This is a genomic window from Variovorax frigidus (assembly GCF_051216515.1).
In the GTDB taxonomy this organism is placed as follows: Bacteria; Pseudomonadota; Gammaproteobacteria; order Burkholderiales; family Burkholderiaceae_C; genus Variovorax.
Map to the genome: position 1 here is coordinate 190,636 of NZ_JBPJZF010000002.1, position 26,468 is coordinate 217,103.

General features: G+C 63.3%; 31 protein-coding genes and 1 pseudogene. 17 read left to right on the top strand and 15 right to left on the bottom strand.

Going from position 1 to position 26,468, the window contains the following annotated elements; genetic code table 11:
• Positions 1–68: 68 nt before the first annotated feature.
• Both ACSFBC_RS06150 and ACSFBC_RS06155 read right to left on the bottom strand, forming a co-directional pair.
• Positions 69–551 (bottom strand): AtaL-like protein, encoded by a 483-nt coding sequence (locus ACSFBC_RS06150; RefSeq protein ID WP_435509441.1) that lies wholly within the window; start codon positions 549–551, stop codon positions 69–71.
• Positions 552–581: 30 nt separating this feature from the next.
• Positions 582–1,451: an SDR family oxidoreductase gene (locus ACSFBC_RS06155; protein ID WP_435509442.1), complete on the bottom strand. Its 870-nt coding sequence runs from the start codon at positions 1,449–1,451 to the stop codon at positions 582–584.
• Positions 1,452–1,550: 99 nt separating this feature from the next.
• Between ACSFBC_RS06155 and ACSFBC_RS06160 the strand changes: the two genes are divergently transcribed.
• Both ACSFBC_RS06160 and ACSFBC_RS06165 read left to right on the top strand, forming a co-directional pair.
• Positions 1,551–2,447, top strand: coding sequence for a LysR family transcriptional regulator (locus ACSFBC_RS06160; RefSeq protein WP_435509443.1), 897 nt, complete (start codon positions 1,551–1,553; stop codon positions 2,445–2,447).
• Between the two features lie 546 nt (positions 2,448–2,993).
• Positions 2,994–3,545: a hypothetical protein gene (locus ACSFBC_RS06165; RefSeq protein WP_435509444.1), complete on the top strand. Its 552-nt coding sequence runs from the start codon at positions 2,994–2,996 to the stop codon at positions 3,543–3,545.
• A 48-nt stretch (positions 3,546–3,593) separates the two neighbouring features.
• Here the strand turns inward: ACSFBC_RS06165 and ACSFBC_RS06170 are convergent, their stop codons facing one another.
• Entirely contained in the window at positions 3,594–3,755 is a 162-nt protein-coding gene (locus ACSFBC_RS06170) for a hypothetical protein (RefSeq protein ID WP_435509445.1), read from the bottom strand.
• A 415-nt stretch (positions 3,756–4,170) separates the two neighbouring features.
• On the opposite strand from ACSFBC_RS06170, the gene ACSFBC_RS06175 reads away from it, so the two are divergent.
• Complete coding sequence (locus ACSFBC_RS06175; protein ID WP_435509446.1) at positions 4,171–4,359, top strand: hypothetical protein; 189 nt, start codon at positions 4,171–4,173, stop codon at positions 4,357–4,359.
• A gap of 72 nt (positions 4,360–4,431) precedes the next feature.
• Positions 4,432–5,064, top strand: a pseudogene (locus tag ACSFBC_RS06180) (IS3 family transposase); the annotation flags it as partial.
• A 387-nt stretch (positions 5,065–5,451) separates the two neighbouring features.
• Here the strand turns inward: ACSFBC_RS06180 and ACSFBC_RS06185 are convergent.
• Positions 5,452–6,219, bottom strand: coding sequence for a tripartite tricarboxylate transporter substrate-binding protein (locus tag ACSFBC_RS06185; RefSeq protein WP_435510031.1), 768 nt, complete (start codon positions 6,217–6,219; stop codon positions 5,452–5,454).
• On the opposite strand from ACSFBC_RS06185, the gene ACSFBC_RS06190 reads away from it, so the two are divergent.
• Complete coding sequence (locus ACSFBC_RS06190; RefSeq protein WP_435509447.1) at positions 6,164–6,496, top strand: hypothetical protein; 333 nt, start codon at positions 6,164–6,166, stop codon at positions 6,494–6,496. The two genes, ACSFBC_RS06185 and ACSFBC_RS06190, sit on opposite strands and share 56 nt — an antisense overlap.
• Positions 6,497–6,886: 390 nt before the next feature.
• Here the strand turns inward: ACSFBC_RS06190 and ACSFBC_RS06195 are convergent, their stop codons facing one another.
• Positions 6,887–7,669: an IclR family transcriptional regulator gene (locus tag ACSFBC_RS06195; RefSeq protein ID WP_435509448.1), complete on the bottom strand. Its 783-nt coding sequence runs from the start codon at positions 7,667–7,669 to the stop codon at positions 6,887–6,889.
• 192 nt (positions 7,670–7,861) lie between these two features.
• Between ACSFBC_RS06195 and ACSFBC_RS06200 the strand changes: the two genes are divergently transcribed.
• From ACSFBC_RS06200 to ACSFBC_RS06235, 8 genes are all read left to right on the top strand, one after another.
• Entirely contained in the window at positions 7,862–8,629 is a 768-nt protein-coding gene (locus ACSFBC_RS06200; protein ID WP_435509449.1) for an SDR family NAD(P)-dependent oxidoreductase, read from the top strand.
• Positions 8,626–9,945 (top strand): fumarylacetoacetase, encoded by a 1,320-nt coding sequence (gene fahA, locus ACSFBC_RS06205; RefSeq protein WP_435509450.1) that lies wholly within the window; start codon positions 8,626–8,628, stop codon positions 9,943–9,945. The genes ACSFBC_RS06200 and fahA overlap by 4 nt, the downstream gene beginning before the upstream one ends.
• 37 nt (positions 9,946–9,982) lie before the next feature.
• A complete protein-coding gene (locus ACSFBC_RS06210) occupies positions 9,983–10,306 on the top strand; it encodes an NIPSNAP family protein (RefSeq protein WP_435509451.1) in 324 nt (107 codons plus the stop codon).
• Positions 10,307–10,335: 29 nt separating this feature from the next.
• Positions 10,336–11,670, top strand: coding sequence for a homogentisate 1,2-dioxygenase (gene hmgA, locus ACSFBC_RS06215; RefSeq protein ID WP_435509452.1), 1,335 nt, complete (start codon positions 10,336–10,338; stop codon positions 11,668–11,670).
• Positions 11,667–12,647, top strand: coding sequence for a tripartite tricarboxylate transporter substrate binding protein (locus tag ACSFBC_RS06220; protein ID WP_435509453.1), 981 nt, complete (start codon positions 11,667–11,669; stop codon positions 12,645–12,647). The genes hmgA and ACSFBC_RS06220 overlap by 4 nt, the downstream gene beginning before the upstream one ends.
• A 14-nt stretch (positions 12,648–12,661) precedes the next feature.
• Positions 12,662–13,240 (top strand): NADPH-dependent FMN reductase, encoded by a 579-nt coding sequence (locus ACSFBC_RS06225; RefSeq protein ID WP_435509454.1) that lies wholly within the window; start codon positions 12,662–12,664, stop codon positions 13,238–13,240.
• A 100-nt stretch (positions 13,241–13,340) separates the two neighbouring features.
• On the top strand, positions 13,341–14,984 hold the full coding sequence (locus tag ACSFBC_RS06230; protein ID WP_435509455.1) for a bifunctional 3-(3-hydroxy-phenyl)propionate/3-hydroxycinnamic acid hydroxylase: 1,644 nt from the start codon (positions 13,341–13,343) through the stop codon (positions 14,982–14,984).
• A gap of 46 nt (positions 14,985–15,030) precedes the next feature.
• On the top strand, positions 15,031–16,011 hold the full coding sequence (locus ACSFBC_RS06235) for a Bug family tripartite tricarboxylate transporter substrate binding protein (RefSeq protein WP_435509456.1): 981 nt from the start codon (positions 15,031–15,033) through the stop codon (positions 16,009–16,011).
• Between the two features lie 471 nt (positions 16,012–16,482).
• Here ACSFBC_RS06235 and ACSFBC_RS06240 read toward each other — a convergent pair whose 3' ends face one another.
• The 6 genes from ACSFBC_RS06240 to ACSFBC_RS06265 form a co-directional block, all read right to left on the bottom strand.
• The gene (locus ACSFBC_RS06240) at positions 16,483–16,644 is read right to left on the bottom strand and encodes a hypothetical protein (RefSeq protein ID WP_435509457.1); all 162 of its coding nucleotides are present in this window, start codon (positions 16,642–16,644) and stop codon (positions 16,483–16,485) included.
• A 385-nt stretch (positions 16,645–17,029) separates the two neighbouring features.
• A complete protein-coding gene (locus ACSFBC_RS06245; protein ID WP_435509458.1) occupies positions 17,030–17,371 on the bottom strand; it encodes a HipA domain-containing protein in 342 nt (113 codons plus the stop codon).
• An 88-nt stretch (positions 17,372–17,459) separates the two neighbouring features.
• Positions 17,460–18,131 carry an RNA polymerase sigma factor gene (locus ACSFBC_RS06250; RefSeq protein WP_435509459.1) on the bottom strand — a complete coding sequence of 224 codons (672 nt, stop codon included), beginning with the start codon at positions 18,129–18,131 and terminating at the stop codon, positions 17,460–17,462.
• Positions 18,132–18,466: 335 nt separating this feature from the next.
• Positions 18,467–19,450 (bottom strand): FecR family protein, encoded by a 984-nt coding sequence (locus tag ACSFBC_RS06255; protein ID WP_435509460.1) that lies wholly within the window; start codon positions 19,448–19,450, stop codon positions 18,467–18,469.
• A 133-nt stretch (positions 19,451–19,583) separates the two neighbouring features.
• Positions 19,584–20,099, bottom strand: a complete 516-nt coding sequence (locus ACSFBC_RS06260; RefSeq protein WP_435509461.1) for an RNA polymerase sigma factor — start codon at positions 20,097–20,099, stop codon at positions 19,584–19,586.
• Positions 20,092–20,754, bottom strand: coding sequence for a secretin and TonB N-terminal domain-containing protein (locus ACSFBC_RS06265; RefSeq protein ID WP_435509462.1), 663 nt, complete (start codon positions 20,752–20,754; stop codon positions 20,092–20,094). Before ACSFBC_RS06265 ends, ACSFBC_RS06260 begins: the two co-directional genes overlap by 8 nt.
• Positions 20,755–21,182: 428 nt before the next feature.
• On the opposite strand from ACSFBC_RS06265, the gene ACSFBC_RS06270 reads away from it, so the two are divergent.
• Positions 21,183–21,845, top strand: coding sequence for a hypothetical protein (locus tag ACSFBC_RS06270; RefSeq protein WP_435509463.1), 663 nt, complete (start codon positions 21,183–21,185; stop codon positions 21,843–21,845).
• Between the two features lie 326 nt (positions 21,846–22,171).
• Here ACSFBC_RS06270 and ACSFBC_RS06275 read toward each other — a convergent pair whose 3' ends face one another.
• The 3 genes from ACSFBC_RS06275 to ACSFBC_RS06285 form a co-directional block, all read right to left on the bottom strand.
• Positions 22,172–22,534 (bottom strand): hypothetical protein, encoded by a 363-nt coding sequence (locus ACSFBC_RS06275; protein ID WP_435509464.1) that lies wholly within the window; start codon positions 22,532–22,534, stop codon positions 22,172–22,174.
• A 253-nt stretch (positions 22,535–22,787) separates the two neighbouring features.
• On the bottom strand, positions 22,788–23,453 hold the full coding sequence (locus ACSFBC_RS06280; protein WP_435509465.1) for a transposase: 666 nt from the start codon (positions 23,451–23,453) through the stop codon (positions 22,788–22,790).
• 153 nt (positions 23,454–23,606) lie between these two features.
• A complete protein-coding gene (locus ACSFBC_RS06285) occupies positions 23,607–24,053 on the bottom strand; it encodes a hypothetical protein (protein WP_435509466.1) in 447 nt (148 codons plus the stop codon).
• Between the two features lie 159 nt (positions 24,054–24,212).
• Between ACSFBC_RS06285 and ACSFBC_RS06290 the strand changes: the two genes are divergently transcribed.
• Genes ACSFBC_RS06290 through ACSFBC_RS06300 form a run of 3 tightly spaced genes read left to right on the top strand, consistent with a single transcriptional unit; the run spans position 24,213 to position 25,806 of the window.
• The gene (locus ACSFBC_RS06290) at positions 24,213–24,719 is read left to right on the top strand and encodes a prepilin-type N-terminal cleavage/methylation domain-containing protein (RefSeq protein WP_435509467.1); all 507 of its coding nucleotides are present in this window, start codon (positions 24,213–24,215) and stop codon (positions 24,717–24,719) included.
• A gap of 2 nt (positions 24,720–24,721) precedes the next feature.
• On the top strand, positions 24,722–25,123 hold the full coding sequence (gene gspI / locus ACSFBC_RS06295) for a type II secretion system minor pseudopilin GspI (protein ID WP_435510032.1): 402 nt from the start codon (positions 24,722–24,724) through the stop codon (positions 25,121–25,123).
• Positions 25,120–25,806 carry a prepilin-type N-terminal cleavage/methylation domain-containing protein gene (locus tag ACSFBC_RS06300; protein WP_435509468.1) on the top strand — a complete coding sequence of 229 codons (687 nt, stop codon included), beginning with the start codon at positions 25,120–25,122 and terminating at the stop codon, positions 25,804–25,806. The genes gspI and ACSFBC_RS06300 overlap by 4 nt, the downstream gene beginning before the upstream one ends.
• A 121-nt stretch (positions 25,807–25,927) precedes the next feature.
• Here ACSFBC_RS06300 and ACSFBC_RS06305 read toward each other — a convergent pair whose 3' ends face one another.
• Complete coding sequence (locus ACSFBC_RS06305) at positions 25,928–26,407, bottom strand: RNA polymerase sigma factor (protein WP_435509469.1); 480 nt, start codon at positions 26,405–26,407, stop codon at positions 25,928–25,930.
• Between the last annotated feature and the right edge of the window lie 61 nt (positions 26,408–26,468).

A 26,468-nucleotide genomic window follows, 5' to 3' on the forward strand; every position in this document is an offset into this window, starting at 1 on the left:
TGTCAGAGTTTCTTTTGAGAGATGAGTTCAGTCTGTGCCAAAGGCTTGGCGTTCTTCGGTGAATGCGATCAGGCCCGGCCGAGGGTGCCCTCTGCGAGCAGCTCGCGCGTCCGCTTGAGCGTCGAGAGAAGTGCCGCCCTGTAGCCCTTGTCACTGTCGAACAGCGCCTGCTCGGCCTGCTCCTCGGGGCCGTTCGACTTTTTGCCGCGCAGGCCGATGTAGCAATAGAAGCGAAGCTGAAGTTCCCCGGCCTCGTCCTTGAACAGTTCGTTGACGATCGCACCTTCGCGCGGCCCGGTGGCCTGGAAAAAAGTCACCTTGCTCTGCGGCTCGAGCGCGATGATCTCGCGCAGATCGGTGCCGGCGATCGTCGCTTCGCGCACGAAATGGGTGGCGCTTTCTTCTGTGACGTCGCAGCGTGTGCAAAGGCCCGGAGGGAGGAACAGGCGCGCGTCGCGCGCTTTAAGGACCAAGCCTGCCCACGCTTGGGCACGGGTCAGCGGAATCTCGCCAATGGGATTGACTGGCACGATGGCGGTCGAATAGATCATGAAGAAACTCCTTGTGTGTCGGTTGATAGGTCAGGCCGACGCCGAGATTTCGGAAGCGAATTCGCGATACGAGCGCAGCGGGCGGCCCAGCAGCGTCGTCAGGCGTTCGATGTCTCCTGCGTCCGGGTTCATGCCCTCGGTGAGGAAGCGTTCGCTCATCAGGCGCATGTCGTATGCCATCCAGCTGGGCATGAAGTTCAGCAGGTTCTTCTCGAAGCCCGCGGTGTCGTCGCCGCCGTAGTTGATCGGGCGACCCAGCACGTCCGACCAGATGCCGGCGACCTCGGTCCCGGTCAATGCGTCGGGGCCCACCAGATTGATCCGGCTCAGCGCAAGCGATCCGGATGCCTGTTCGCGACGAACCAGCTCGATGGCCGCGATCTCGGCGATGTCGCGCGTGTCGATCATGCCCAGGCCCTTGCTGCCGATGGGCATTGGATAAACGCCGTAGCCGGTGATGACGTCCTTGACGGTGATGTCGTTCTGCATGAAGTAGGCCGGGCGCAGGATGGTGGCGGCGAAGCCCATCTGCTCGAGCATTCGCTCCACGCCGAACTTGCCGGCGAAGTGGGGAACGTTCAGGTACTTGTCGCTGTGGATCACCGACAAGTAGACGACCCGGTCGATACCCGCATCACGGGCCAGGTTGAGGGTCACCAGGGCCTGCGTGAACTCGTCCGGGACCACGCCGTTGAGCAGGAACAGCGTAGACACGCCAGCCATGGCTCGGCGCAGCGACTCGACGTCGAGCAGATCGCCTTGAACGACTTCGACGCCGGCCGGGAGTGTGGTCTTCGCCGGGTCACGGACGAGTGCGCGGACCGCAGCTCCGCGGTCCACGAGTTGCTGCACGACTTGGCGGCCGATGGCGCCAGAGGCGCCGGTGATGAGGATGGTCATAAAAAACTCCGGTTGGTTGAAACGAGCCTTGATCCTCCTTGTTCCGAATGAAGCGCGATAGACGTTATATTTGGACACTTCGTCTCACGGGTGGAACAGATGGACCTACTTGCCCTGGCCGACTTCAATCTGGTGGCAAAGCACGGCGGTTTTGGGCGTGCGGCCCGTGAATCAGGGCGCCCCAAGGCAACCCTGTCCCGACGGGTGTCCGATCTCGAAAGCGGCCTCAACCTGCGCTTGTTCGAACGGGGCGCGAGAGTGCTGAAGCTCACCGAAGAGGGGCGCGCCCTTTACGAGAGGACGTCGGTGCTTCTGACGGAAATCGATGAAACGGCGACAGCCATCGCCTCCGGCGGCGACACCCCGCGCGGCAATTTGCGGGTGAGTGCACCGCTGCTCTTCTCTCAGGCTGCCATGGGCAAAATCGCCGCGCGGTTCGCCCTGAAATATCCCGAGATCCGCCTCGAGGTGACCACGGAGGATCGGGCGGTCGACATGGTGGAAGAAGGCTACGACCTGGTGATCCGCGTCAACCCGGATCCGGATGCCAGGCTGGCGGGGCGGATCTTCATGAGGGATCGCCTGGTCGTTGTTGCCGCTCCGCAGCTCAAGCCGCCCACGGGCAAGGCAACGGTTCCCGCAGTGATGCGCGGCGGAGGGATGAGTGCCGCAGCATCGTCATGGGAATACACGGGAATATCCGGCAAAAAGCGCATCACCGTGCACCCCATGCTTTGGCTTTCCTCCTTGTTCATGGTGCGAGAGGCTGTCCGTGCGGGCGTCGGCGCTGCCCGTTTGCCGGTGTCTCTCGTGACAGGAGACCTGGCCGCTGGGACCTTGCTCCGTTGGGGCGACGTTGAAGGGCCGGAGATCGCACTTTGGGCCTTGTACCCGTCTCGCAGGCTCCTGAGCAGCCGCGTATCGACGTTTCTCGACTTCTTAAAAGAGTCGTTTCCGTCCGGCTCTCCCGGTGAGCTAGCAGCCTTCATCAATTAGTTCACGTCCATAGCTCCACGACCGGGTCGTTGCTCTCAGCCCTGCAGCGAGGATGCGCTGAGAACCTAGAGTCACGGTTTTGGCCCGCCGCGGGTTGTCCGTCTCCACTTCGAATGAAGCCATGAAGGCCTCGCTCGCTTTAGAGCACCCTCCGCCCTCAACCCAGCTCATTGAGGCAACGCCTCCAGCCGCCTCTGTGCGCGGACGCGCTGGTCGGTTGCAATCCGGTTGCCGGCACGAAAAGCAAACTACCTCGCACGATCGAAAAAGTGAATGATCCAGTCTCGCAAGCACCCTCACTTCGGCAGCGTCGAGGCCTCGACACGGGTAGATTTGAAGCCTCGATCCACGGCACGCCGGCGCGCTGAACTGGTGCTACGTGAAGCCGGTGAGCCCCCGCAAGGCCTGCGAGACCTTCGGCACTAGGATGGTGGCCTGGCCACCTTGTTGGACGACGGTCGGCAGATGCTGATCAACCGAGGGTTCTGATGGAACAAGACAGCCACAAGGAAGAATTGCCTCTTCCCCACCCCCGAGGAGGAGGCGGTGATCCGCCAGATATTGTTCCGCTGCATGCACGCGAATACTGAGCGCACGGTGATCCGACGACTGCACTATTCGCTCTGCCGCGACTGCGGCAAGGACATGATGCTGGGCTCCGAGAACGAAGCCAAAGCCATCAGCGACGCTGAGATCGTTCGCCGCTGGAAGACCGGCCTACCGCGGCCTGCATCGCACCTCGTCGTGGCTCAAGCCGCGCTCGCCGAGGTCGGCCGCGCTGGGTGGGAGGTCAGGATGCGGCAGACCACGCCCGCTGCACAGATGCATCCGCCGCACACGGCGCGGCGCGGCTTCGGATACGGCTACTTGTGGTGGCTGCTCGAGGAGCCGCAGAACTCGCCGCTGAGCGGCGCGTACATGGCCTGGGGTGTGCATGGCCAGTACATCCTCGTGGTGCCGAAACGGCAGATGGTGATCGCACACAAGCGCCAAGTGCCCGTCGCGGGCAACTGGAACGTCAGCTGGGTCGGCCCGGTGGCGTTTCTGCGCGCAGCGCGAATGTTGGCCGAAGCACCCTGTCGGGTGGGAGAGGAATGAGTTCGCTGCGCGTACAACGAATGGCAGCCATGGGACCCTAAGCTGTCTTCAATCTGCGCTGCCAATTGTGCGGAAGCTGGCATAGAACCAGAACGGCTGCCCGACGATTCCGAAGATGCAGGCCCAGCGGCGCCAGGACTCGCGGCGCTCCTGCGAGCCCCATGCGGCGAGCGCGCCGAGGATGGGGATGGCGATTTGATCGAGGGACATAGGCGATTGTCAACAGCGTGTACTCCGTCAGGGCGGCACAATCTCGCCCATGACGGAGACGGAAAAGCTACCTGACGAGGAACTGGGCCGCCGAGCCGCTGAGTGGCGAAGGCGAGCACTGCAGGGCGAGTTGCATGCGCGAGGCATGGCACACGAACTGGAAACCGAGTTGCGGCGCCGCAACGGCGCACTGCTCCCGGGCCACGACACGCTCGACATGCGTTCGCTCGAAAGCAAGCAGAAGCGGTCTTCGCGGTGGGCGTTCTGGCGGCGAGGCCAATAAAGCCGTCCTTAGCCCAACTGGGGTGAGGAGGCCGCAAGCGATCAACCGTTCACGACTGGCTGCTTGACAGTCATGCTCGCCATAGTTCTAAGACATTAGAGGATGTACGCGAGTGTAGGAAAATGCGTACAGATGAGAGAAATACGACTGCACTGGAAGCCTGAGATCCTGCACGTCCGTGAAGAAATCCTCAGCCTGCTCGAATGGCAAGAGCGGTCGACTGTCAGCGTTTTACTGCTCGAGTCGATGGTCAAGGCCGGGAATGCCATCCACGGCCCCGGCACACACTGGATCGAGTCGAGGGTGCGTCCGACGATTTGAGGGATTGTGGAAAGTAGGAGTTCGCCTTTTCTCACGGCTGCGCCCGCCCGCGAACTTCACGCCACCCGGCTGGTCTACCGACTCTACAGCGCCGCCAACCTGGCAGTGCGCAAGCGCAAGAAGGTCAAGCGCCCGACCAGTGAACGCGTGCCGCTGCAATTGGCCACGACGGCCAATGAGGTGTCGAGCATGGACTTCGTCAGCGACAGCCTGAGCACGGGGCGGCGCATCAAGTGCTTGACGGTCGCCGACGACTTCAGCCACGAATGCGTGAGCATCGCGGTGGACTGGGGCATCTCGGGCCAGTACGTCACACGGTTGCTCGACCAGGCGGCTGTCTTCAGAGGCTACCCGCTGGCCGTGCGCACCGACAACGGCCCGGAGTTCACCAGCCGGGCCTTCATGGCCCGGGCCACCACGCATGGCATCCGCCATATCCTGATCGAGCCGGGACGACCCGTGCAGAACGGCTACATCGAGAGCTTCAATGGCAAGTTCAGGGATGAGTGCCTGAACGAGCAATGGTTCGAGACGCTGCACCAGGCCAGATCGGCCATTGCCGTCTGGAGGCGGGACTTCAACGAGGTCAGGCCGCACAGCAGTTGTGGGCGAATACCACCGGCGAAGTTCGCCGAGCTGCATCGCCAGCGCGCTGGCGATGCAGCTCGAGCCAGTTCAACGACCACTGAGATCGAGATCAATTAATCTTGCAACCCCGGACTTCCTAGTTACGAATGGCACGGCGCGAGGGGGCAGGTCACCCCAGGCCAGCGCGGCGGTTGACTCAACATCAGCGACGATGGCTCCGCGCCCACGGCTTCTCAGCACGCTCTGCGATGGAGCTCTCCAAGGTGCGCTGGGACCCGCCAGCCCACTCCATCATCTTGGAGGCCTGAAAACCCGCTTCAAACCTGGGATCTAATGAAAAGCTGCGGCGTTTTACCGTCAGTTTTACCGTTGACTCCGGTTCTCGAAAGACGATGTGCGACAGCTTGCGATCGAGCACTCTTCGTCAAGCTGCAATATTCAAACGCAGATGGCACTAGCGCTTGCGCCCCCAACGAGCGACGAATTGCAGCTACGTTGGCGGGTTTAATCGACCTTGGCCCCGGAGGCCTTCACGACCTGAGCCCAGCGACCGATCTCGCTGTGGATCAGGGCCTTAAATTCGGCGGGGGTGCCGCCCATCGGACCGGCGCCAAGCTTGCCCAGGGCGTCGCGCACAGCGGCTGTGCGCAAGCCACGGTTCACCTCGGCGTTGATCTGGTCGATCACTGCCTGAGGCGTTCCACGCGGCGCCAGCAGCCCCCACCAGGAGCTGATGTCGAAACCTCTGTAGCCCAGCTCATCGAGCGTCGGCACGTCGGGAAGCACCGAGGACCGCGTGGCCGAGGTCACGGCCAAAGGCTTGAACTTTCCGCTTCGGATGTGCGGCTGCGCAGTGGGCACCACGTCGAACATGAAGTCCAGGTGGCCACCGAGGAAATCGGTGATCGCCGGCGTCGAGCCCTTGTAGGGCACGTGCGTGGCCTTGGCTTGCACGGTCGCGAGGAAGTATTCGGAGGTCAGATGGGTCAGGTTGCCATTGCCGGCCGAACCGTAGTTGAGCTTGCCCGGCTTGACCTTGAGCAGCGAGACAAAGGCGGGTACGCTGTCCACGCCGAGCGAAGGCTGCACCACGAGCACAGCCGCGGTGCCCGCGACCTTGACGATCGGGTCGAAGTCTTTCTCGCTGTCGTAGGGCAGCTTTACGTACAGGCCGGGGTTGATGGTAAGTGGGCCGATGGGGCCCAGCAGAAGGTCGTTGCCGGTGGCCGGCGCGTGCCACCGCCTCCATGCCGATCGCGCCGCCGGCGCCAGCCCGGTTGTCCACGATAACCTGCGCGTCCCAAGCCTGTGTCAGGTGGTTGGCGATGATGCGGGCCACGGAATCGACCGCGCCCCCGGCGGGAAAGGGTACGACGATGCGGATCGGCTTTTGCGCGAAGGTCGGAGTTGCGGCATGGGCCGGAACCAGGATGCACAGGGCCAGGGCCAGGGCGGCGGCGCTCAAGATGCTGGAAATGGTCTTCATCACAGGGTCTTCTACTCGTTGTTCTGGCGTTTTCTGGACGGTGGTACCGGCCTCGTCGATTGAGGGAGGAGGCAGTCGCTGGGATGTCCAAGGAGAGTTCAGTGAGAAAAACGGCCAGCAGGCGGTACAGCCCGCTGACAGGCAGGCCGGATTGTTCGGCCGAACCGGGCATTTGCACCATAGAGATGTCCGATAGACGAACATCACTGACCAATTTCCGACGCGGCGCTTGAGAGCCGATGTCGTGCTCGTCAAGCTTCCGGCGAGCGCTGCTTCCTGCCCATCCTCACGAAGATCGAACTGCCCGCACTCGACGACAGAGCCCTGCTGCTCACCGGCCCCGCCATCAGGGAAGCGTTAGGGCGGGTTCCATCCCGCAGTGGTCGTACGTTGCCAGGTGAGTTCGGACAGCGTCATTGCACGGTTCGGCACTATCTTGCGTTCCGGGACGATTCACACGAAGACCGATTGGCGTTTCCGCATCAACGTCTCAACGGCCCGACTCGCGTCTTGCAGCATGCCGGCGACCTGATGGGTACGTCGTTGGTTCAGGCGCTGGGTGAGTGCCGCGACGCTCAGCGCGCCGATCGCCTGGCCCATGGAGTCCTTGAAGGCGACACCGACCGCGCGCACGCCGAGGCTCACGCGGTTCTGTATCACGGCCGCGCCGATCTCCCGTGATTGCTCGCAGGCCTCGGCCAGGTCGTCCGCGGACAGCTTGCCGAACGCGGGAAGGCTGGGCGCCACGCGCGCGATGATCTCTGCGCGCTCCTCGTCGCCGATGGCCGAGAGGATCGCGAGCCCGCCCGCACCCACGCCCAGCGGGCGCCGGCTGCCGACCTCGAGCACCAGTGCACGGATCGGGAACTCGCCCTCGCGGCGGTGCATGCACACCGCGTCGAAACCGCTGCGAACCACCAGGTAGATGGTGTCGCCGGTCTCGCATGCCAGCGCGTTCATCGCCGGTTCGCAGAGGTCGCGGATGTCATGCATCGTCGATCCGGCCACGCCCAGTTCGAATGCCAGTGGCCCCAGCTTGTAGCGCCGCGTCTCGCTGTTGTGGATGGCCAGCCGTTCCGCCGCCAGTTGGCCCAGCAGGCGATGCACAGACGGATGGGGAAGTTGCGACTTGGCCGCCAATTCGGACAGTGCAAGTCCACGGGTGCCAGCCGTAGCCAGCAGTTTGAGCAGCACCACCCCTCGCTTTAGCGAGCCCGCATTGGAGATTGTTTTCATGTTCGATTAGTGGACAAACGACTGGTTTGTGTGCCTCCATTAGAAAACAATCAAGTGACACGTTCCGCGAAATATTCCGTTAATCGTACTTTCGTGGAGAAACGTCCGAAGGCTCCGTGTCCGCACCGGAGCCCACCCAGGAGACAAGATGAAATCTCGAGAACGCATACCTCGCCGAACCCAAAGCACTCCATGACACCTCCCTCTCTCCACGCGGACCGGCCGCTCGCCGGCAGGGTGGCTGTGGTCACCGGCGGCAGCAGCGGCATCGGCGCGGCCTGCGTGCGGCTGCTGGCCGCGCAAGGCGCGACCCTGGTAATCGGTTTCCATCACGGCCAGGACCGTGCACAGGCGCTGTGCGCCGAGCTTGCTGGCGCTGGCCATCGGACGTTGCACATTCCTTTGACCGACGAGGCTGCGCATGCCGCGATGGCGCGCGAGCTCGAAGCCGGCTTCGGCCGCGTCGATGTGCTGGTTAACTCGGCCGGATTCACGCAGCGCGTCGTGCACTCGGACCTCGAGGCGCTGGACATGGCGCTGTTCAACGAGATCCTAAGTGCGAACGCGGGCGGGCCGTTCTCCATCATCCGCTCGCTGATGCCACTGCTGCGCGCGTCGGACGATGCGACGGTCGTGAATGTCTCGTCGGTGTCGGCCTTCACCGGCCTGGGCAGCAACATCGCCTACTGCGCGGCCAAGGCCGCACTCGACACCATGACCATGTCGCTTGCGCGGGCCTTTGGGCCGGGTGTCCGATTCCTCAGCGTAGCGCCCGCGTCCGTCGACACCGATTTCGTTCAGGGCCGCAGCCGCGTCGAACTCGAGAAGAAGGCCGCGCTCACCCCGCTGGGCCGCGTCGTTTCGCCGGAAGACGTGGCACTGTCGGTGCTGGCCTGCATCACCCATCTGCGCACGGCCACCGGCACGCGCATCGTGATCGATGGAGGGCACAGCCTGTGAGCACGTTCGCGATCGATGCCACGCACGACGCTGGGCTACGCAGCTGGATCGAAACGGCGAATGCCGAAGGCGCGGACTTTCCAATCCAGAACCTGCCACTGGCCGTGTTTCGCCGTCAGCCTGCTGAGGCGTTTCGCTGCGGTGTCGGCATCGGCGACCGCATCTTCGACGTCGGCGCTTGCCTGGCGCTGTTCGAGGGCTCGGCGTACGACGCCGCCTCGGCATGCCGCGCGCCGACGCTGAACGCGCTGATGGCGTTGGGCTCCGACGCTGCGTCGGCCCTGCGCGCACGCGTGTCGCAGTTGCTCGCCGCAGGCGCGCAGGCGCCACGCGAAACCGTGGCAAATGCACTTCATGAGATCAACGCGGTCGAGTTGGCTTTGCCGGTCAAGATTGGCGGATTCACCGACTTCTTCGCATCGGTGCACCACGCGACCAATGCAGGCCGGCTGTTCCGTCCCGACATGCCGCTGCTGCCCAACTACAAGTACGTGCCCATCGCCTACAACGGCCGCGCCAACAGCGTGCACGTCAGCGGCGCTCCGGTGCAACGGCCTCATGGCCAGTTGAAGGGGCCGGCCGACGCCGCGCCGCGCTTCGCCCCGGCCCAGCGGTTGGACCACGAGGTTGAACTCGGCGCCTACATCGGCGCAGGCTCGAAGGCCGGCGCGCCGGTTGCGGTGGACGACGCATGGCGCCATCTGTTCGGCTTCTCGCTGCTCAACGACTGGTCGGCGCGCGACATCCAGGCCTGGGAGTACCAGCCGCTCGGACCCTTTATGGCCAAGAGCTTCGCGACGACCGTCGCGCCCTGGGTCGTCACGGCGCAGGCCCTGGCGCCGTTCCGCGTGCCCGCGGCCGCACGGCCTGCAGGCGATCCGGCGCCGCTGCCGTACCTGCATGGCGACGAGGACGCGCGCCACGGCGGCCTGCGCATCGCGCTCGATGCACATCTGCAAAGTCAGCGCATGGCGCAACAAGGGGTGTCGGCGATGCGGCTGTCGCGCTCGGGTTCGGAACTGCTTTACTGGACCTTCGCCCAGATGGTCGCCCACTACACGAGCAATGGCAGCGCGCTCGACACCGGCGACTTGCTGGGCTCGGGCACGGTGTCGGGCGAGACTGCCGACGCATTTGGCAGCTTGCTCGAGATCACGACCGGCGGCACGAAGCCGCTGACCTTGCCCACCGGCGAACAGCGCAGATTCCTTGCCGATGGCGACGAACTCACGCTCACGGGGCGATGCGAGGCACCGGGGCGCGTTGGCATCGGATTCGGCCGCTGCGCGGCGCGCATCACCGCCGCGACCGCCTGAGATCCAACCGAAACCCACGCCACGGAGACCCACGCGAATGCTCGTCGAACAACGCACCTACACCACGCATCCCGGCAAATGGCGGGACTATCTGGCGCTCTACGAAGCCGAGGGCCTGTCGATCCAGCGGCGCATCCTGGGCCGCATGGTGGGCTACTACCGGACCGAGACCGGGGCACTCAACCAGATCGTCCACATGTGGGCCTACGAGGACATGAACGAGCGTGCCGAACGTCGCGAGGCATTGATGGCCGATGCCGCCTGGCGCGGGTACGTGGCCCGCATGCTGCCGCTGCTGCAGAGCCAGGATTCGAAGATCCTGCTGCCGGCGCCGTTCTTCCAGCCGCAGTGGCAGGCGTGAGCCTCGCAACGAGGCGCACAGGAGACACCATGTCATCGACAACCCCCGTCCACGACGCGGACGAGCGCTACCAGGCCGGCTTCGGCAACCAGTTCGCGAGTGAAGCGCGACCCGGCGCACTGCCGGTCGGACGCAACTCGCCGCAGCAGGCACCGCTGAACCTGTATGCCGAGCTGTTATCGGGTACCGCCTTCACGGCACCGCGCGACCACAACCTGCGCACCTGGATGTACCGCCTGCATCCCAGTGCGATGCACGCGCCGTCCCGACGCATCGATGATGGCTGCTGGCGCACCGGGCCGTTCAACGAAGTGGATACGCCGGCGAACCGCCTGCGCTGGAACCCCTGGCCCATGCCGGCCGAAGGCACGGACTTCATCGACGGCATGGTGACCATCGCGGGCAACGGCGACGCGCATGCACAGACCGGCGTGGCCGCCCATGTCTACCGCGCCAATCGCTCGATGCACAAACGCTATTTCATGGACTCGGACGGCGAACTGCTCATCGTTCCTCAGTCCGGCGCTTTGATGGTCCACACCGAACTGGGTCGCCTGCACCTAAGTCCGGGCGAGATCGCGCTGATCCCGCGCGGCATGCGCTTTCGCGTGGAGTTGGTTGACGACGAGGCGCGCGGCTACGTTTGCGAGAACTACGGCACGCCCTTCCGGCTGCCCGAACTCGGGCCCATCGGTTCCAACGGGCTGGCGAACGCGCGCGACTTCCTCGCCCCCGTGGCCGCCTTCGAACCGGACCAGGGCCCAGTGCGCATCGTCAACAAGTTCCTGGGCCATCTGTGGGAAGACGAACAGGACCATTCGCCGCTTGATGTGGTCGCATGGCACGGCAATCTCACGCCGTACAAGTACGACCTGGCCCGCTTCATGGCGATCGGCACCATCAGCTTCGACCACCCCGACCCGTCGATCTACACGGTACTCACTTCGAACACCGACACCCCCGGCGTGGCGAACTGCGACTTCGTGATCTTCCCGCCGCGCTGGCTGGTGGCCGAAGACACCTTCCGTCCGCCCTGGTTTCACCGCAACGTGATGAGCGAACTAATGGGGCTGGTGCGTGGCGTCTACGACGCCAAGGCCGAGGGCTTCGTGCCCGGCGGCATCAGCCTGCACAACTGCATGCTGCCGCACGGCCCGGATGCAGCCACCTTCGACAAGGCCAGTACCGCCGAACTCAAGCCGCACCGGGTGGACAACACGCTGGCCTTCATGTTCGAGAGCCGGCACGTGTTCCGCCCGACGGCGCAGGCCTTGAACGCCGACAACCTCCAGCCCGACTACGACACCGTGTGGGATGGATTTCGCAAAGGCTTGAACAACCCAGAAGAAGGAGGCCATTCATGAACACGATCGACAGACGCCATTTCCTGCGCGCCGCATGCGCATGGGGCGCCGCGGCGATCGGTGCCACAAGTTACGCGCAGACCGACTATCCCTCGCGCCCGCTGCAGCTGAGCCACGGATTCGGCGCGGGCGGGAATGCTGACGTTGTCTCGCGCCTTGTGGCGCAGCGCTTGAACGAGACCTTGAAGCAGCCGGTGGTTGTCGAGATCAAGAGCGGAGCCGGTGGTGCAATCGCCAGTGACTTTGTCGCGAAGAGCAAGCCCGATGGCTACAACCTGGTCATGCTGACCGGTGCGCACACTGTTTCTGCGGCCTTGCGCAAGACCTTGCCCTACGACGCGGTCAAGGACTTTGCGTTCATCTCGACCGTCACGAGCTTTCCCTTCGTCGTGGCCGTGCGCGCCGAACACCCGGCACACACGCTCGAAGAATTGCTGGCGATGGCGCGCAAGGAGCCGGGTCGCGTCACGTTCACCTCGGTGGGTGTGGGCTCGACGCAGCACATGGTCGGCGAGCTGCTGGCCGATACCGCGGGCGTCAAGTTGCTGCACGTGCCCTACCGCGGCGGTGGTGCGCCGGTGCAAGCGGTGATCGCAGGCGACGTGGACATCTTGACCGACACGCTGACCGTCGCCGCGCCGCACATCAAGTCGGGCCGGTTGCGCGCGCTGGGCGTGACCAGTTTGCGCGCATGGCCTTCGACGCCCGAAGTGCCGCCGGTCAGCACCGTGCTCAAGGGCTTCGAAGTGCGTTCGTGGCTGGGTCTGGCCGCGGCCGCAGGGACTCGCCAGGGGATCGTCACGCGGCTCAACGACGGCGTGCGGGCGGCGGCGAAGGATCAGGCCTTCCTCGCGACGCTGGCCAATCTGGGCAGCGAGGCGTCGCCTTCCTCGCCCGCAGAGATGAAGGTCATGGTCGAGCGCGAGATCGAGCGTTGGCGCGGCGTGGTGGCACAGGTCGGAATTCCGTCTCAATGACACAGGAGCACTCCGTGAAAAATCAGACCCTCGATGTGGTGGGCCTGTGCGGCAGCCTGCGGTCGGCATCGATCAACCGCATGGCCCTGCAACTCGCGTCGGAATGCATGCCGGCGCACATGGCGCTGGAGATCGTCGATTGGCGGGAGATTCCGCCCTTCGATGCCGACCTCCTTGCGGAAGGCATGCCGCCAGCGGTACTGGCATTGCGTGAGCGGTTGCGGAGCGCCGATGCGCTGGTCATCGCGACGCCCGAGTACAACTTCTCGATTCCCGGCATGCTGAAGAATGCGCTCGACTGGATCTCGCGGGGCGACGATCAGCCCTTGCGACGCAAGCCGGTGGCGATCCTGTCGGCGGCGCCAGGAGCAGTAGGCGGCGCGCGCGTGCAGTACGACCTACGCAAGGTACTGCTCTTCATGGACGCGATGGTGCTGGCCAAGCCGGAGATTTTCATTCCTCACGCGACGAGCAAGTTTGACGCCCATGGGCATTGCATCGACGAGGCAACCCGCGCCTTCGTGGGCAAACAGATGGATGCACTCGTGGCCTGGGTTGCGGACGTCCGCGCGATATCCCGCACGAAGACCTGAGGGACCTGCGATGACCAGGGCAGACTGCGATGGTCAGCGACACCCGCATTGAGCCGCAGTAGTGAGCGCGATCACGTTTAGGGCACAAGGAGCACCCGCCATGACTTCCTCCAACTTTTCGGCCACGGCCGCATTCGACATCCTCGTCGTGGGCTACGGTCCCAGCGGGGCAACCTTTGCCAACCTGATGGCTCGACGCGGCTACCGCGTGGCCGTCGTGGACCAGGCAACCCAGATCTACGGCAAGCCTCGAGCCATCACCGCCGACCAAGAGGTCATGCGGATTTTTCAGGAACTCGGACTTGCCGAAGAGATCGCTGCTACCACGTCCCCGCACCCGGGTACAGACTTCGTCGGCATCGACGGTCAGGTGATCAAGCGCTTTTATCCGGCGCCGCCGCCCCATCTGCTGGCCTGGGAGCCGACCTGGATGTTCGTGCAGCCAGAACTGGAAGCCACGCTGCGCCGGGGCCTGGAAGCCCAGGCAGGCGTCGACATCTTCCTGGGCCACGAGTTCATCGGGTGCAATCAGGACGCCGATGGTGTAGCAGCTACCTTGCGGCGTCTGTCGGACGGCGTCGAGACAACCCTGACCGGACGCTACCTTGTCGGCGCCGACGGCGGCCGCAGCGCAGTGCGTCGGCGCATGAACGCCTCGATCGAAGACCTGGCCTTCGACGAGTGGTGGATGGTGGTCGACGCGCATCTGCGCGGCCTCATTGACCTCCCGACGCGCTGTGTCCAGTACTGCCGACCCTCTCGGCCGGGCACCTACATCATCGGGCCCGACAAACTGCGGCGCTGGGAAATCAAACTGCTGCCTGGCGAGACACCGGCGGATTTCGCTACGGACGAGGCGGTGGTTGCAGTCCTATCCGAGTTCGTTGACACACGCCAGCTCGCGTTGTTCCGCACGGCGATCTATCGCTTCCATGCGTTGGTGGTGAACCACTGGCGGCAAGAACGCATGTTCCTGATGGGCGACGCAGCGCATCAGATGCCGCCCTTCCTCGGCCAGGGACTGTGCGCGGGAATCCGCGATGCGATCAACCTGGCATGGAAGATCGACGGTGTCGAGCGGCGGGGCTATGCGCCAGTGCTGCTCGATAGCTACGAGGTAGAGCGCAAGAAGCATGTACGCACGGTGGTTGGACACGCCAAGTCATTCGGACTCATCATTGGCGAACTCGACACTCAGGTGGCGCTCGAGCGCGATAGGAGACTAAGCGAGGAGCTTGCCAGCGGCCAAGCCGTCACCGTGCGCCAGAAATTCATTCCGTCGTTGGAAGCGGGCCTCATCGGTCGGCTGCCCGACGGCGGGTTGGCGCCCGGCGCTGGGGACCTCTTCGTCCAGCCCTGGATCGTCGAAGGCGATGTAGCAAGGCGCCTCGACGACCTCCTCACGCCGGGATTCCTGATGATCGCGACCCAACCCTCTGCGCTCGCCTGGATGACCGACGCGCTTGCGACGCAATGGCAGCGCGTCGGCGGCAGCCAGTTGCTCGTGGTTCAGCGCGATCACGAGCCTCTGCCTGTCGAAGCGCATTTCGTGCGTGAGCGCGATGGACTGGTAGCCGAGCAGCTGCGCGCGCTGCAAGCGCAGGTCTTGCTGGTGCGCCCCGACCGCTACGTCTTCGCGGCAGCGCGGAACCCCGAAGAATTGGCCGCACTGCTCGACCAACTCGAGCGCGGGCTCTTCGCTGTCGTTGACGCCGGCCGAGAGAGCCAGATGAGCACAGCCTGACTTTCATTCGCCCCTAACCTGAATCACAACAACGGAGACATATATCATGCCCAAATTCTCTTACATGACGCGGCGGACCCTCGCCTTTGGCGTCGCCGGTGCGTTGCTGAGCGTCGGTGCCCTTGCGCAAAACTACCCCACCAAGCCGATACGCTGGGTCGTCGGCTTCCCAGCGGGCGGCGGAACCGACGTACTGGCACGCACGGTGGCATCACCCATGTCGACCGCGCTCGGCCAGCAGGTACTGGTGGACAACAGGGCCGGCGCGGCCGGCATGATCGCCGCCGAAACCGTGGCGCGTGCGGAGCCGGACGGCTATACGCTACTGACGGCGGACATCGCGATTCTTGCGCTCAATCCCGCGATCTACCCGAAGGTGAAATACAACCCGTTGGTCGACTTCATCAATGTCGGTTTAATGGCCCGTTTTCCACTTCTGATCGCGACGCACCCGTCCAGCGGCATCAAATCGATCCAGCAACTGGTGGCGGAGGGCAAAAAAGGGGCGAATGTCAACTACGCCTCGGCAGGCGTCGGAACGCCACACCACATGGCCATGGAGGTACTGCTTTCGACGACGGGCATCAAGGCCACGCATGTCCCCTACAAGGGCGACGCACCAGCACTGCAGGACGTCGCCGGAGGGCAAGTTCCCCTTGCCGTGGTGGCGCCTTCGTTGTCGCTTCCATTCGTCAAAGAAGGCCGGCTTGTTCCCTTAGCCGTAACCTCCGACAAGCGCATGCCGCAACTGCCGGATGTGCCAACCCTTAAGGAGCTTGGTTACTCGTCCGCGGGGGTCTACGCCTGGCAAGGAATGGTGGTGCCCAAGGGCACGCCTGCAGGCGTGGTGGCAACGTTGTCAGGTCAGATGCGCCATGCGATCGAACAACCGGCAGTTCGCCAGAAATTAGCTGACCTTGGCATGGAAGCAATTGGTAGTGATTCTGCTGAAATGGAGCGATACGTGCGAGAACAAATTGCCTTCTGGGCACAGCTGATCCCTCGACGAGGAATCAAGGCTGACTGAGGTGGCGATCGTCTCCCTTCGGTGAGTTGCCATTTTCGGTTCTTCGATGCGTTCCCTCAGACGAACCCCATGGGCGTAGTTCTCTGCGCCAGCGGCGCTCCGAAGTCCTCCGCCTGCACAGAGCTCCGATCCCTAACCAACGCCCGCCGATCGCGATGACTGCCCGCGTTTTGAACTGCCGCACCGAGAACTTCCCGACCACGTGATCCAGGATCGAGTTCGAGATTTCGAGGGCGAGACCTTACCCAGCATCGTGCCTCGAATCTCGCTCGCGAAGACTCGCTCGAACAGCCTGCGCGTTTCAGCCAGGGTATCGGTGAGGCAACCTGTTGGAGAAGCGCCTGCAGCTGATGTGGGCCTGGGCGGTGTACGCACAACCCATCAGCGGATAGACAGGGTCACCAACCCAAATACACACCAGCTACTTCTTCGTCTGCCATCAGACCAGTTAACGGCACTAAGAGGCTGCCCTTATGAATGCCGCAGCTGCTCGATAAATACTATTCGCTTCGAACCGGTTAGCTCGGTAAAGTCCGACAGATGATCGAGCGCAATCGGCGCCAGCGGCGGCGACAGCCATGCGTCGCGCTCGACACTGGCCGCCTGCGCAGCTCGCCTGTCGAAGACGCGCATGAGGGGACGCAGTCGCCGCTCTTGTTCTTCAAAGCGGGGCAAATATAAGTCAATCCGCTGATCGCGGACGCGGTTCTGTCGGGTCGCAGCGGTCGACTCAATTCAGCGACGATAACTCCGCGCCCACGGCCTCTCAGCACGCTCTACGCTGCAGCTCTCCAAGGAACGCTGCGCCCCGCCAGCCCACTCCATCATCAACAGGCCGTCCAAACCCGCATGGTTAAAGGACTTGGCTGTGATTGACATGGGTCTATACCGTCGTTTTTACCGTCAGAAGCGCAGATCTTTTGCTGGCGCGGGAGATGGAGCGATTTGCGGGGCGTCGACGTTTTCGACATCATCATCAATCAGATGAGAGGATACAGAAAAAGCACCGGACCGACAGTCATCCTCGGGAGGGACAGTCGGTTAGTAGCCGACGGTCAGCCAGGTCGCGCCTCTCCAAGCTGACCACAGGTGCGGGCGCGACGTCATAGGCCGGAGACAGCCGCCATCCCTTCTGCGTGCGTAGTAGAGCGTGGTTGCGCGGATGTTCATCGTTGTTGGTCACAGCGGCCTTGAAGACCATCCACCTGAATAGTTCGGTGCAGTCGGCCGCGTGCGCGGAACTTGGTGCCACGGTTGCGGCGGTAGCTCGAACCTCGCCCTTAACGACAACTCGTTCACGACTGGGCCGCGCGGTCGCAGCGGCGCGGGCGCTTCCAACACCATCAGAACATCGCTGCAAGAATCAGCGCCGGAGTTCCTCGCCCATGGCGATGTAGTAGCGTAGGTGCCGCAAATCCATCCGCATTCGATGTCTCCTTCTTGACGGCTCACATGAGGTTCGCGGCGCTTCCTGCTGCGGACTGGGGCCGCCAGCGTTGGGGCAACCCGCGTCGGGGTGAGCTCACACCCACCATCACCGTCTGGTCGGATGCTTCGGCACAGTGTTCCAGGGCCTTGCGCAGCGCAGTGTCCACGCTGCGCAAGGAGATGCGAAGCCAGGCGGCGACTTCCTGGCGGGTTTTGTCTTCGAGGCGAAGTGCGATCAGCACCGAACGATGGCGGCGCGGCAGGCGCTGCAGCGCGCGCTCCACCGCTTCTAGCTCGGAGCGGGCTTCGGCAATGACGTCGGGGCCGGGCGAATGGTCGGCCAGTGCGTCCAGCTCGGATTCCACGCCGCTCGCATACTGCATGGGCCGGTTGCTGCGCAGGCGGTCCATCGCCAGGTTGCAGGCCACGCGGTAGACGTAGGCCTCGGGGCTTTGCACGGGCTCGGACACGTTCATCTCGCCCAGGCGCAGCCAGGCATCGTGCAGGCAGTCGCTGGCCAAGTCGGGACACCCCAGATGGCGAAGCAAGCTCCGGTGCAGGCTGCTGTAGTTCGCCGCGAGCACGCCGCGCAACAAGATGCCTGGTGTTCGGTCACCGGCATCGTCACCAATCACAAAACCATCTCCATCGCCGGAGGCCTCCAGACAAAACCAAGTACTCACGTCTAGCATGGAAACCTCCGCATCGATCTGCCCCCATAGCGGCTGCCCCGAAGGGGCTGCAGCGAAATCGGCACGTATTGCCATTTACGGGCGAAGCGGTATGCGCGCGCACCTAATCCCGAATGTCTCGGCATTCACGGGCGTTCACCGGTCATGATCCGCAACTGATTTTTCTAGACGAGTTCCAGCTACCAGACCCGCAGGAAAAGGCGAAAAAAGGTTTCCCTGCATCTACAAGCGGTGTGATTTCAAGGGCCTGCCGCCAACTTCAACAAGATCAACATTGCCGCCCAGAGCGCGTCATTTCGCCCTCACATTGACACCTGTCCCAAGCAGGAAACAAGTCAACTTAAAACGAGCAGGCCCGCAGGAAATGACCGCACGTTGAGGTCAAAGGTGTGCTGAATTTGCAGCAGCGCAGTTTCGATTTCGGTGATCTTGATGCGCGCGGTGACGGTCTTGGCGCGCAGGGCGTCGCCGATCAGTACCACGCGCCCTGGGCGGTAGCGGTTGACTTCTTCTACGACAGCAGGCAGCGGCGCCTGCTCGAAGACCAGTTCACCCTTGCGCCAGGTCGAGATGTTCTCCGGAACAGCGGCGGCGATCTCGCTGACGGTCTGGTGGCTATACACAACGAGCTGCCGCTCCTGCAGCAGACGCCGGCTCGCCGGATGGTCAACACTCACTTGGCCATGCAGGCAGGTGACGCAGGTTCGACCATCGAGGTACTTGACCTCGAAGCCCGCCGCTTCGGCGATGACCCACCCCAAACCAGCTTTAATCCGAAACGGCTGCCCGTTTCCGAAGACCTCCACTGCGGCTTCGCCTTCCAGCAACTCCACCCCGACCGATTGACCCTGCTCATTCACTCGACGCAAGCTGGTACGAGTGTTCATCACTATGGCTACACGATCGTTCAGGGAGACTTCGCGCTGCTCGCCCACAGCCGTGCTGTAGTCGGCGCCCCACTGCTCGACGGAAGGCCACATGCCCAAGGGCGAATAGGCGGCGACACCCGCAGCGGCCGCGCCGCCGATCGCCGTACTGAGAAACGCGCGCCGACCGAACCGGGGTCGGTAGAGCGTCTTGCGGTGGTAGCGCGCAGCCTCGGCGCTGGTGCTCAGCACGCTACCGGAGACCGATTCCAGCAATCGCCATTGGCGCGCCGCTTCCTGGAAGGCCGCCAGATGGACAGGATCGGCGTCGCGCCAGCGCTTGAATGCCTGCGCCTCCCATTCGCTGACATGCCCCGAAGTGAGCTTGCGCACCCACGCCTGCGAATCCTTCAGCACATTGGGCAGGTTGCCGTGATCGTGGGGTGTTGTCATTGCTTCATTTTCGACCGGCCGTACCTGGCCGCACGGAAGGCGGGGTGCTCTTCCAGGAGCTGCCCCCGCCTATCAGACGATTCTCGAGCCACAAACCCGCTGAAAAATCTCGCACGCGCGCCATGAATCCCTGTTACTGCCGCTGCAGCAGGCGAGCTGCGCAGTATTCCTGCGCGGTCTTGAGTTCACACTCCACGGTGCGCAACGAGACCCCCAGCCGCTTGGCAACTTCCCTCTGAGGCCAGTGCTCCCATCGCACGAGAAGCAATATCTCGCGACGGCGTGCCGGCATCTCGTTGACCACGGCCTTCAAGGCTTCCAGTTCAGATCGCGCCTCGGCGATCTGGGCCGGCCCCGGCGCCGGGTCTGGGATGACGCTCATCAACTCCTGCAGATCCTCTACCGACAACATTCGGCTCTGGCTACGCCGGATATCGATGGCCAGGTTGACGCCCATGCGAACCAAATAGGCCTGTGGATTGGCAACCGGGCCGGCCACATGGCCGTCGCGCTGCAAGCGCAGCCAGACTTCATGCAGCGCATCGCCCGCCAGTTCAGCGTTGCCGAGTTGGATGGAGAGGCTTTGCTTGATTTGGTCGTAGCGCTGGATCAGTGCGCTGCGCAGCATCGGCAGGACGTTGTCAGTCATGGCGCCCCCCCGTCTCGCACGGCCGCCCCGCCACCCTGTCGCTCGGCAGGATGACCAGCATGAGCGGCTGGCGCAGATCCGACGGCGGAGAATCATCCATTCGCAAGCCATTCAATGCGGCGACCATCGCCTTGTCACGGCCGGTATCGCCGGTCGAACCGATCAAGCGCGGCGCCAGTTGGCCTGCGGAATCGACATTCAGCCGCAGCGAAGCCTGGTAGTTACCTGGCACGGTGCGTGGATCGGCGCACAACGCTTGCCAAACGCGCATCTGAATCAAGCCGTCGTAACGTCGATCCAACCCTGGCCCGTTCGCTGCATCTGCGGTGACGGTGGCTCCCTGCTTGAGCACGAAGGCATTTTGGAGCCTGCCGCCCGGGTTGTCCGCCACCAAGCCTGTACCCGCCAATAGGGCCGCTAACGCGGCCTCCGGGGCATACTGACCCTTGACGGGGCCCGACAGGCGGCCCGCCACCAGCGCATCACTGAATAGGACGGTCTGGTCCGCAATGACGGCATAGCGCCGCAACGCCGACGCCAGCGGCTGCGTGGGCAAATCGAAATCTAGGAAAGCCCTATGAGGCGAGGCGGCAACACCATTCTCCGCACCCGTCGTCGAGGACGCTAGAACAGGTTCTACGGCCATCCACAACATGCAGGCACATACCGCCTTGCGGCCTATGTCTCGCGCAACAGCACGCAACACAGCCTCCCCCCGCGCAACGCCCTCCTGAAGACACTTTGCCGCCCTCCGTCAAGATGCTCGGGATGAAACGAGGAGGGAGAGGATCGCTTCAGCACGGCAACAAGAATCCTATTGAAAACAGAGATCCTGCCCACAGGAGGTTGCATGCATGTGACAACAAGTAGCCCGAAGCCCAGGATGGCGTTGAGAAGAACCTCCACGTATGCAGCGTTGGAGCCGCTATGCAAGGACGCAGAACGAGCCATGTCCGCGGTGCTCTTACCCCCCATCCAGGCCTTGGACATCGAGAAACTGCGGGAACGCTCATCCGGACTCGTCTAGGAATAGCCCATCCCTAAGTGACCGCTGGCGGCCGAGTCACGCTCTAAGAAGTACCGATGATGAAAATGAATTTATGCCGACGGTTGGCACTGATCATGGGGGCCCCATCACTCTCAACCAGACGAACCGAGATCGAGCAGCAAGGAGCGGACGACGCGCCATCGGCAACGCCCGCATGGCCCACTCAGACGGCTCGATCACAACCTTGTTCAGATTCCTCGAACTCACCGAGCCGCCTGCACTGGCGTGACCGGTGGTGGGCGTGGCTGCTGGCTTCGTGGCTTCTGACGACCCTTTTAGCTCCGACCTTTTGGATCATAGGCATCCTGCTGGCGCTCGATTCCCGGAGCGACCACCCCGCATTCTGGCCCTTGCTCATGGGCAGCGTCGCGCTCACCCATGCAGTGACGATCGTGTGTGTCAATCAGCGCCAGCACCGGAAGGCATACGTTTGCCGCGAAGGCCTGGCACGGCACTACTGCGGCATAAGCCAGCGCATAGGCGCTGTGTTTTTTCTGGGCGTGGGTTGGGGCAGCGGTTTTCTGCCGGCCCTCACCTTGCCGACCGCTCAGATCCACTTCTCCCTGGTAGCCACAGCCACAGCGTTAATGTGGAACGCGCTGCTCGCTTGGCTTTTTAGCCTGAGTTCTTTCGCCCACGCGGGCGTGATATACGCCCGCCTTGGGTTTGCCTATCGAAGATGTTCTGTTCAGACTTGAAAGGTCCTGATCACTTCGAGCGAACCGCGGGGTAAGGCACATATGTCTGCATTCACAGCCCATGACCCTTTCGCGCTCTCCCGAGCGCTTCGACTTGCGAGATTCATAGACGATGGTTTGCGGTATGTCAGACGGTTTGGTCATCGTAGTGACCCTTGAAGGAGTGACATGAAACAAAGTCTCGAATGATGGTCTAACGCGAACTTCACAGCACCGTCACGTTCGACCATCGCGCAACGGTCCGACATCACTGATGAGATCGCAGACCGATGCGCATCTTTCCCGGCCACAAACCTACTGAGGGGTTGTATGCAGCGCTGAGGCTCTTATCCTTTTGCAATCCACGTCATGTCAGCACCAAATCTTGGAAGATCGTCCTGGACCATGTCCCAAAGCGAGTCCCAGTTGATCATGTCAGCCGACTTCCAAGTGAAGTCCCAGAAGAACGCTACCCAATGATTCAGAAGGGCGTCGTGCTTCTGGAGGCTCGAAATGGACTGAAGGCCCAGTACGTTGTGAGCGATCAAACCCATGCTGTGCGCTATGGCGTCCTGGCGCATCGGCTCCATCAGATCCCTCTTACTATGGCCATGCGCATAGGTGTTGATGCGATCAATAGCACCAACCACCCGATCGAGACTTCGTCCCAACAGCGCCTTATCATTCGCATCGTCGACTGTTTTCTGCATTTTCGTGGACACCTTCAACGTAGAAATTCTCACCTCGCACAACTGATTTCAGCTCTTTAGGCGAAATGCCTTTGGGTGTGAACCGGCTTCAGCACCCATTGGCAGGAATGCCGAAAACACCGAGACTAGGCACCATCCTTGACCGTTTGATGAAGAAAACTCGGGAGCTTTTAGTCAAGCGAATGCGAATGCATCTTTCGCGATGAAAACGGGCAACATTGGGCAGATGCGAATCCTTTACTCCACCGCAGATTTATCGCGTCGCTCGTTCTGATTCCGGACGGACGGAACCCTTTGAAAGGTCCCTCACTTCGAGGTGATCGGCCCGCAAGGAGTGCAGCCAACCGTAGTTGATACAGAACTCTGCAGGATCAGCATGCAAAAATGACTCATCGTTCAGACAGCGAAAAATCATATCGATCACACGAGGATGGGCGCTGACCATCTTGATATCTTGGACGAATGCCTGCAGCTCGGGCAGAGGCTCAGAGCGCAACGAGTAGCCGACGAACCAACGCCACAGCATGTTGTAGACCAAGCCCTTGCGCACGCGCTTGGGGTCGGCCAACGAATAGACGATCTGCAGAAGCCAAGCGCGTGTGACCATTCGCGCGTCGACCCCACTTGCACACTGCGGGGTCAGTTCGTTCATCACGAGGCCTTCGTAGGCCAGCACACTGTCAATAGCCTCGCGCAACGCTACCAGCCCGTGATCCGGTTCCGCATAGGACTTCAGGCAGTCATCTTCCACTCTGAACGAGTGCGAAACGATCCACACCCACGGCGCCCCATAACGATCGACAAGCACAGGCCTTGTTCGAGCGACTTCGACATGCTTGGACAGTTCTTTGTCCAACGTATGCATCGGTACGCTCCTAGGCTGACCATAAGAGACCTTTGGCTCCGGCTTCTTCTTCATCCAGATTCCTCCGCCCGCCCGCACGTGGATGCCCCACAGGCAGTCTTGGGCAATTCCCAACCATGATCCGCGACTGTTTTTTCTAGACGAGTGCCGAATGGCAAACCCGCAGGAAAACCCGCGAATGTTCTTCAGGTTAGTGGAGGCCAGTACTCAGGGCACCCGGAGGATTCCGGCAGGGCCGTAATCAGGCCGTGCGGGGGCGGCGATGCGGATCAGGATGCCGGCGCGATCCAGCGTCACACCGTCACGCTCGACCGACACGAGCCTGACGTCTCGCATCAGCGTCTCACCGGCCATGAAGGCCCGGGGCGATGTGCCGTTGACCCCGAGCACGGCGACCGCGCGGTCCTGCCGGCGCACGAGGCCGACCACGGCAACGCTCAGTCGCAGTTTCCCCGGTCCCAGCCAGGAAGCGACCGTCTGGGCGGCAGGGTCTGCGCGAAACGCCGCGACCGCCGGTGCCTGCTGCGGCGCCGGCTGGCGCACGTGTAGCCGGTCGACCCAGAAGCACACGCCGACGAGGACGGCAGCCAAGCCGGCCGCATGCACTGCATGCGGCAGCGAGACCGCGGGTGGCCATTTCCATGTTCGGGTCATCGTGCAACTCCTTCAATGTCTGCGGTCCGCATGGAGGCGGCGCACCGCGCCCCTTCGGAAGAAGACCCAGTATTAGCAGAGACATGTTGGAAATTCATGTCAACGCCACATTCGGCGCTTACTATTTTTCGAGCCATCACGGATGGACCTGCACGCCACATGGAACGGCAACGCTGCTTTATGAACTCCCTTCGCCGCAATCTGGGCTTCTCGCTGATCGAGGTCATGGTCATACTGGTCATCGTCGGCATCGCGACCGCCGCAATCTCGCTGAGCGCCGCACCCGACCCAGCCGAACCGCTGAGGCTCGACGCGCGCGAGCTGGCCCTGCGACTTGCCACAGCTCAGCGCGAAGTGCGCATCGACGGTCGCGTCATCGCCTGGGAAGCGCATGGCGATGGCTACCAGTTCGTGCGCGGAACATGGATCCTCACGCCTGGCAGCGTGGTCCCCATCGTCTCGACCGCCGGTGAAATCGATCGTTTCGCGCTCGACGACGCACTGCGCCCGCGTCGATGGCGGGCCGGCGTAGTGGAAGTCGCTCCGGCGCCCCTCCTGCTCCTGACCTCCGAATGGATCGGCACGCCTTTCTCCCTCGAACTGCGCAGCGGTCCGCACACGGCCTCGATCGTGCGCGATGCTACAGGCGGCTTCCGGGTGCAATGACGATGCACGCGCACCCGCTCCTTCGTCGACCGGTCAGGCCCTGCCTTGCAAGGGGCTTCACGCTCATCGAAGTGCTGATCGCGCTCGCCATCATCAGCATCGCGCTAGCGGCCTTCGTGCGCCTGACGAGCCAGACCGCCACCAACCTTGGGCAGCTCGAGGAGCGGTCGCTCGCGATGCTCTCCGCGCAGAACAGCCTGGCCGAGCTGCAGATCGATGCGCTGCCGTCCGCCGGACTCCGACAGGTTGCATGTCCTCAGGCGGGCCAGCCCTTCATATGCCGGGTTCAGATCGGTCCACTCCAGGAAGGCATGCGCATGGTAGCGGTCGACGTCTACCTGGGCCTCAACAGCGACCGACGTCTGGCCAGCCTGCAATCGCGGCTGCTGGAGCGGCACCGATGAAAGAGCCGGGCATCTGCAAGCGACGATGCGTGGCCCCGGGCTTCACCCTGATCGAGGTGATGATCGCCATCGTGATCATGGCGGTCCTGAGCCTGATCGCCTGGCGCGGTCTCGACAGCATGGGACGCGCCAACACACAGCTGCAGGTGCGCACAGAAGAAGCGGCACGGTTGATGCGCGCGCTGCAGCAGATCGAACGCGACCTGAGCTGGCGCACCACGGTCGAGCTACCTTCGGCCGCCCTCGACGCGTCGAGTCAAGACGACGCGCAGGCAGCGCTCGCGACACAACCGCAGATACCGACGCCGCTGCTGCCGATGGGTATAGAGGCACGGCGCTCTGGCCAGGGGCCATTCCTGATCGAACTGGTGCGCACCGCGCCCGCCGCACCGGGGCGCTGGCTGCGCGTGCAGTGGTGGCTGCAATCCGGCACGCTGTACCGCGCGGCAGGCGCGGCGGCCGATGGCTACCCGCTTCCCGCGCCGCAGACGGCCGACCGCGTCGCGGTGCTGGAAGGCATCGCGTCGTTCGAGATGCGCGCGTGGGAACCTGAGCAAGGCTGGCGCCCGCTGCCAGCCACCAGCGTGGCGCGCGCACCAGCTTCCGGAATCGAGGTCTCGCTGGGCATTCGCACCGACGCGGGACCAGCCCTGCGGTACCGTCGCGTCATCGCGCTGGATTGAGCGACGGGATGGAAAGAACCCGGGAGGGTTCGCCCGCCCCGGGGCATCGCATGAGTCGTTTCGCTCTACCCCGATCCGGTTTCATCTCGAACATGTCGAGCGAAGACGTCACATTCGTCGCTCAGGCGCGAAAGTGCCGCGCGGTCTGCTGCGAGACGGGGGATGTCGAGCTGGGTTGCCGGCATGTCTTTTGAGGCGCCGACGACGTCTGTGCGCGCGGGTCGATCCCCGGATGCACCGTCTGGCCCGTGGCCTTCGCGCAGCGCTCGAGGGCCTGGCGCAGCGCCGTGTCCACGCGGCGCAGGGAGATCTGATGCCGGTCCGCGACTTCCTGGTGGGTCTTCTCTTCAAGGCGCAGGGCGACCAAAACGGCGCGCTGGCGGCGCGGCAGGTGCTGCATGGCGCGCTCGACCACATACACGTCCGAACGTACCTCGGCAATCGACTCCGGGCCGGGCGACCGGTCGGCCAGATACTCGAACAGGGCCTGGCCATCCTCGATATGCGGCAGCGGGCGGTTGCGGCGCAGGCAGTCCACCGCCACGTTGCAGGCCGTGCGGTAGACGTAGGCTTCGGGGTTCTGAACTTCCGGCGCGGCCATGTCGCCAAGCCGCAGTCAGGTGTCGTGCGGGCTTGTCGCTGGCCAGGTCAGCATCGCCGAG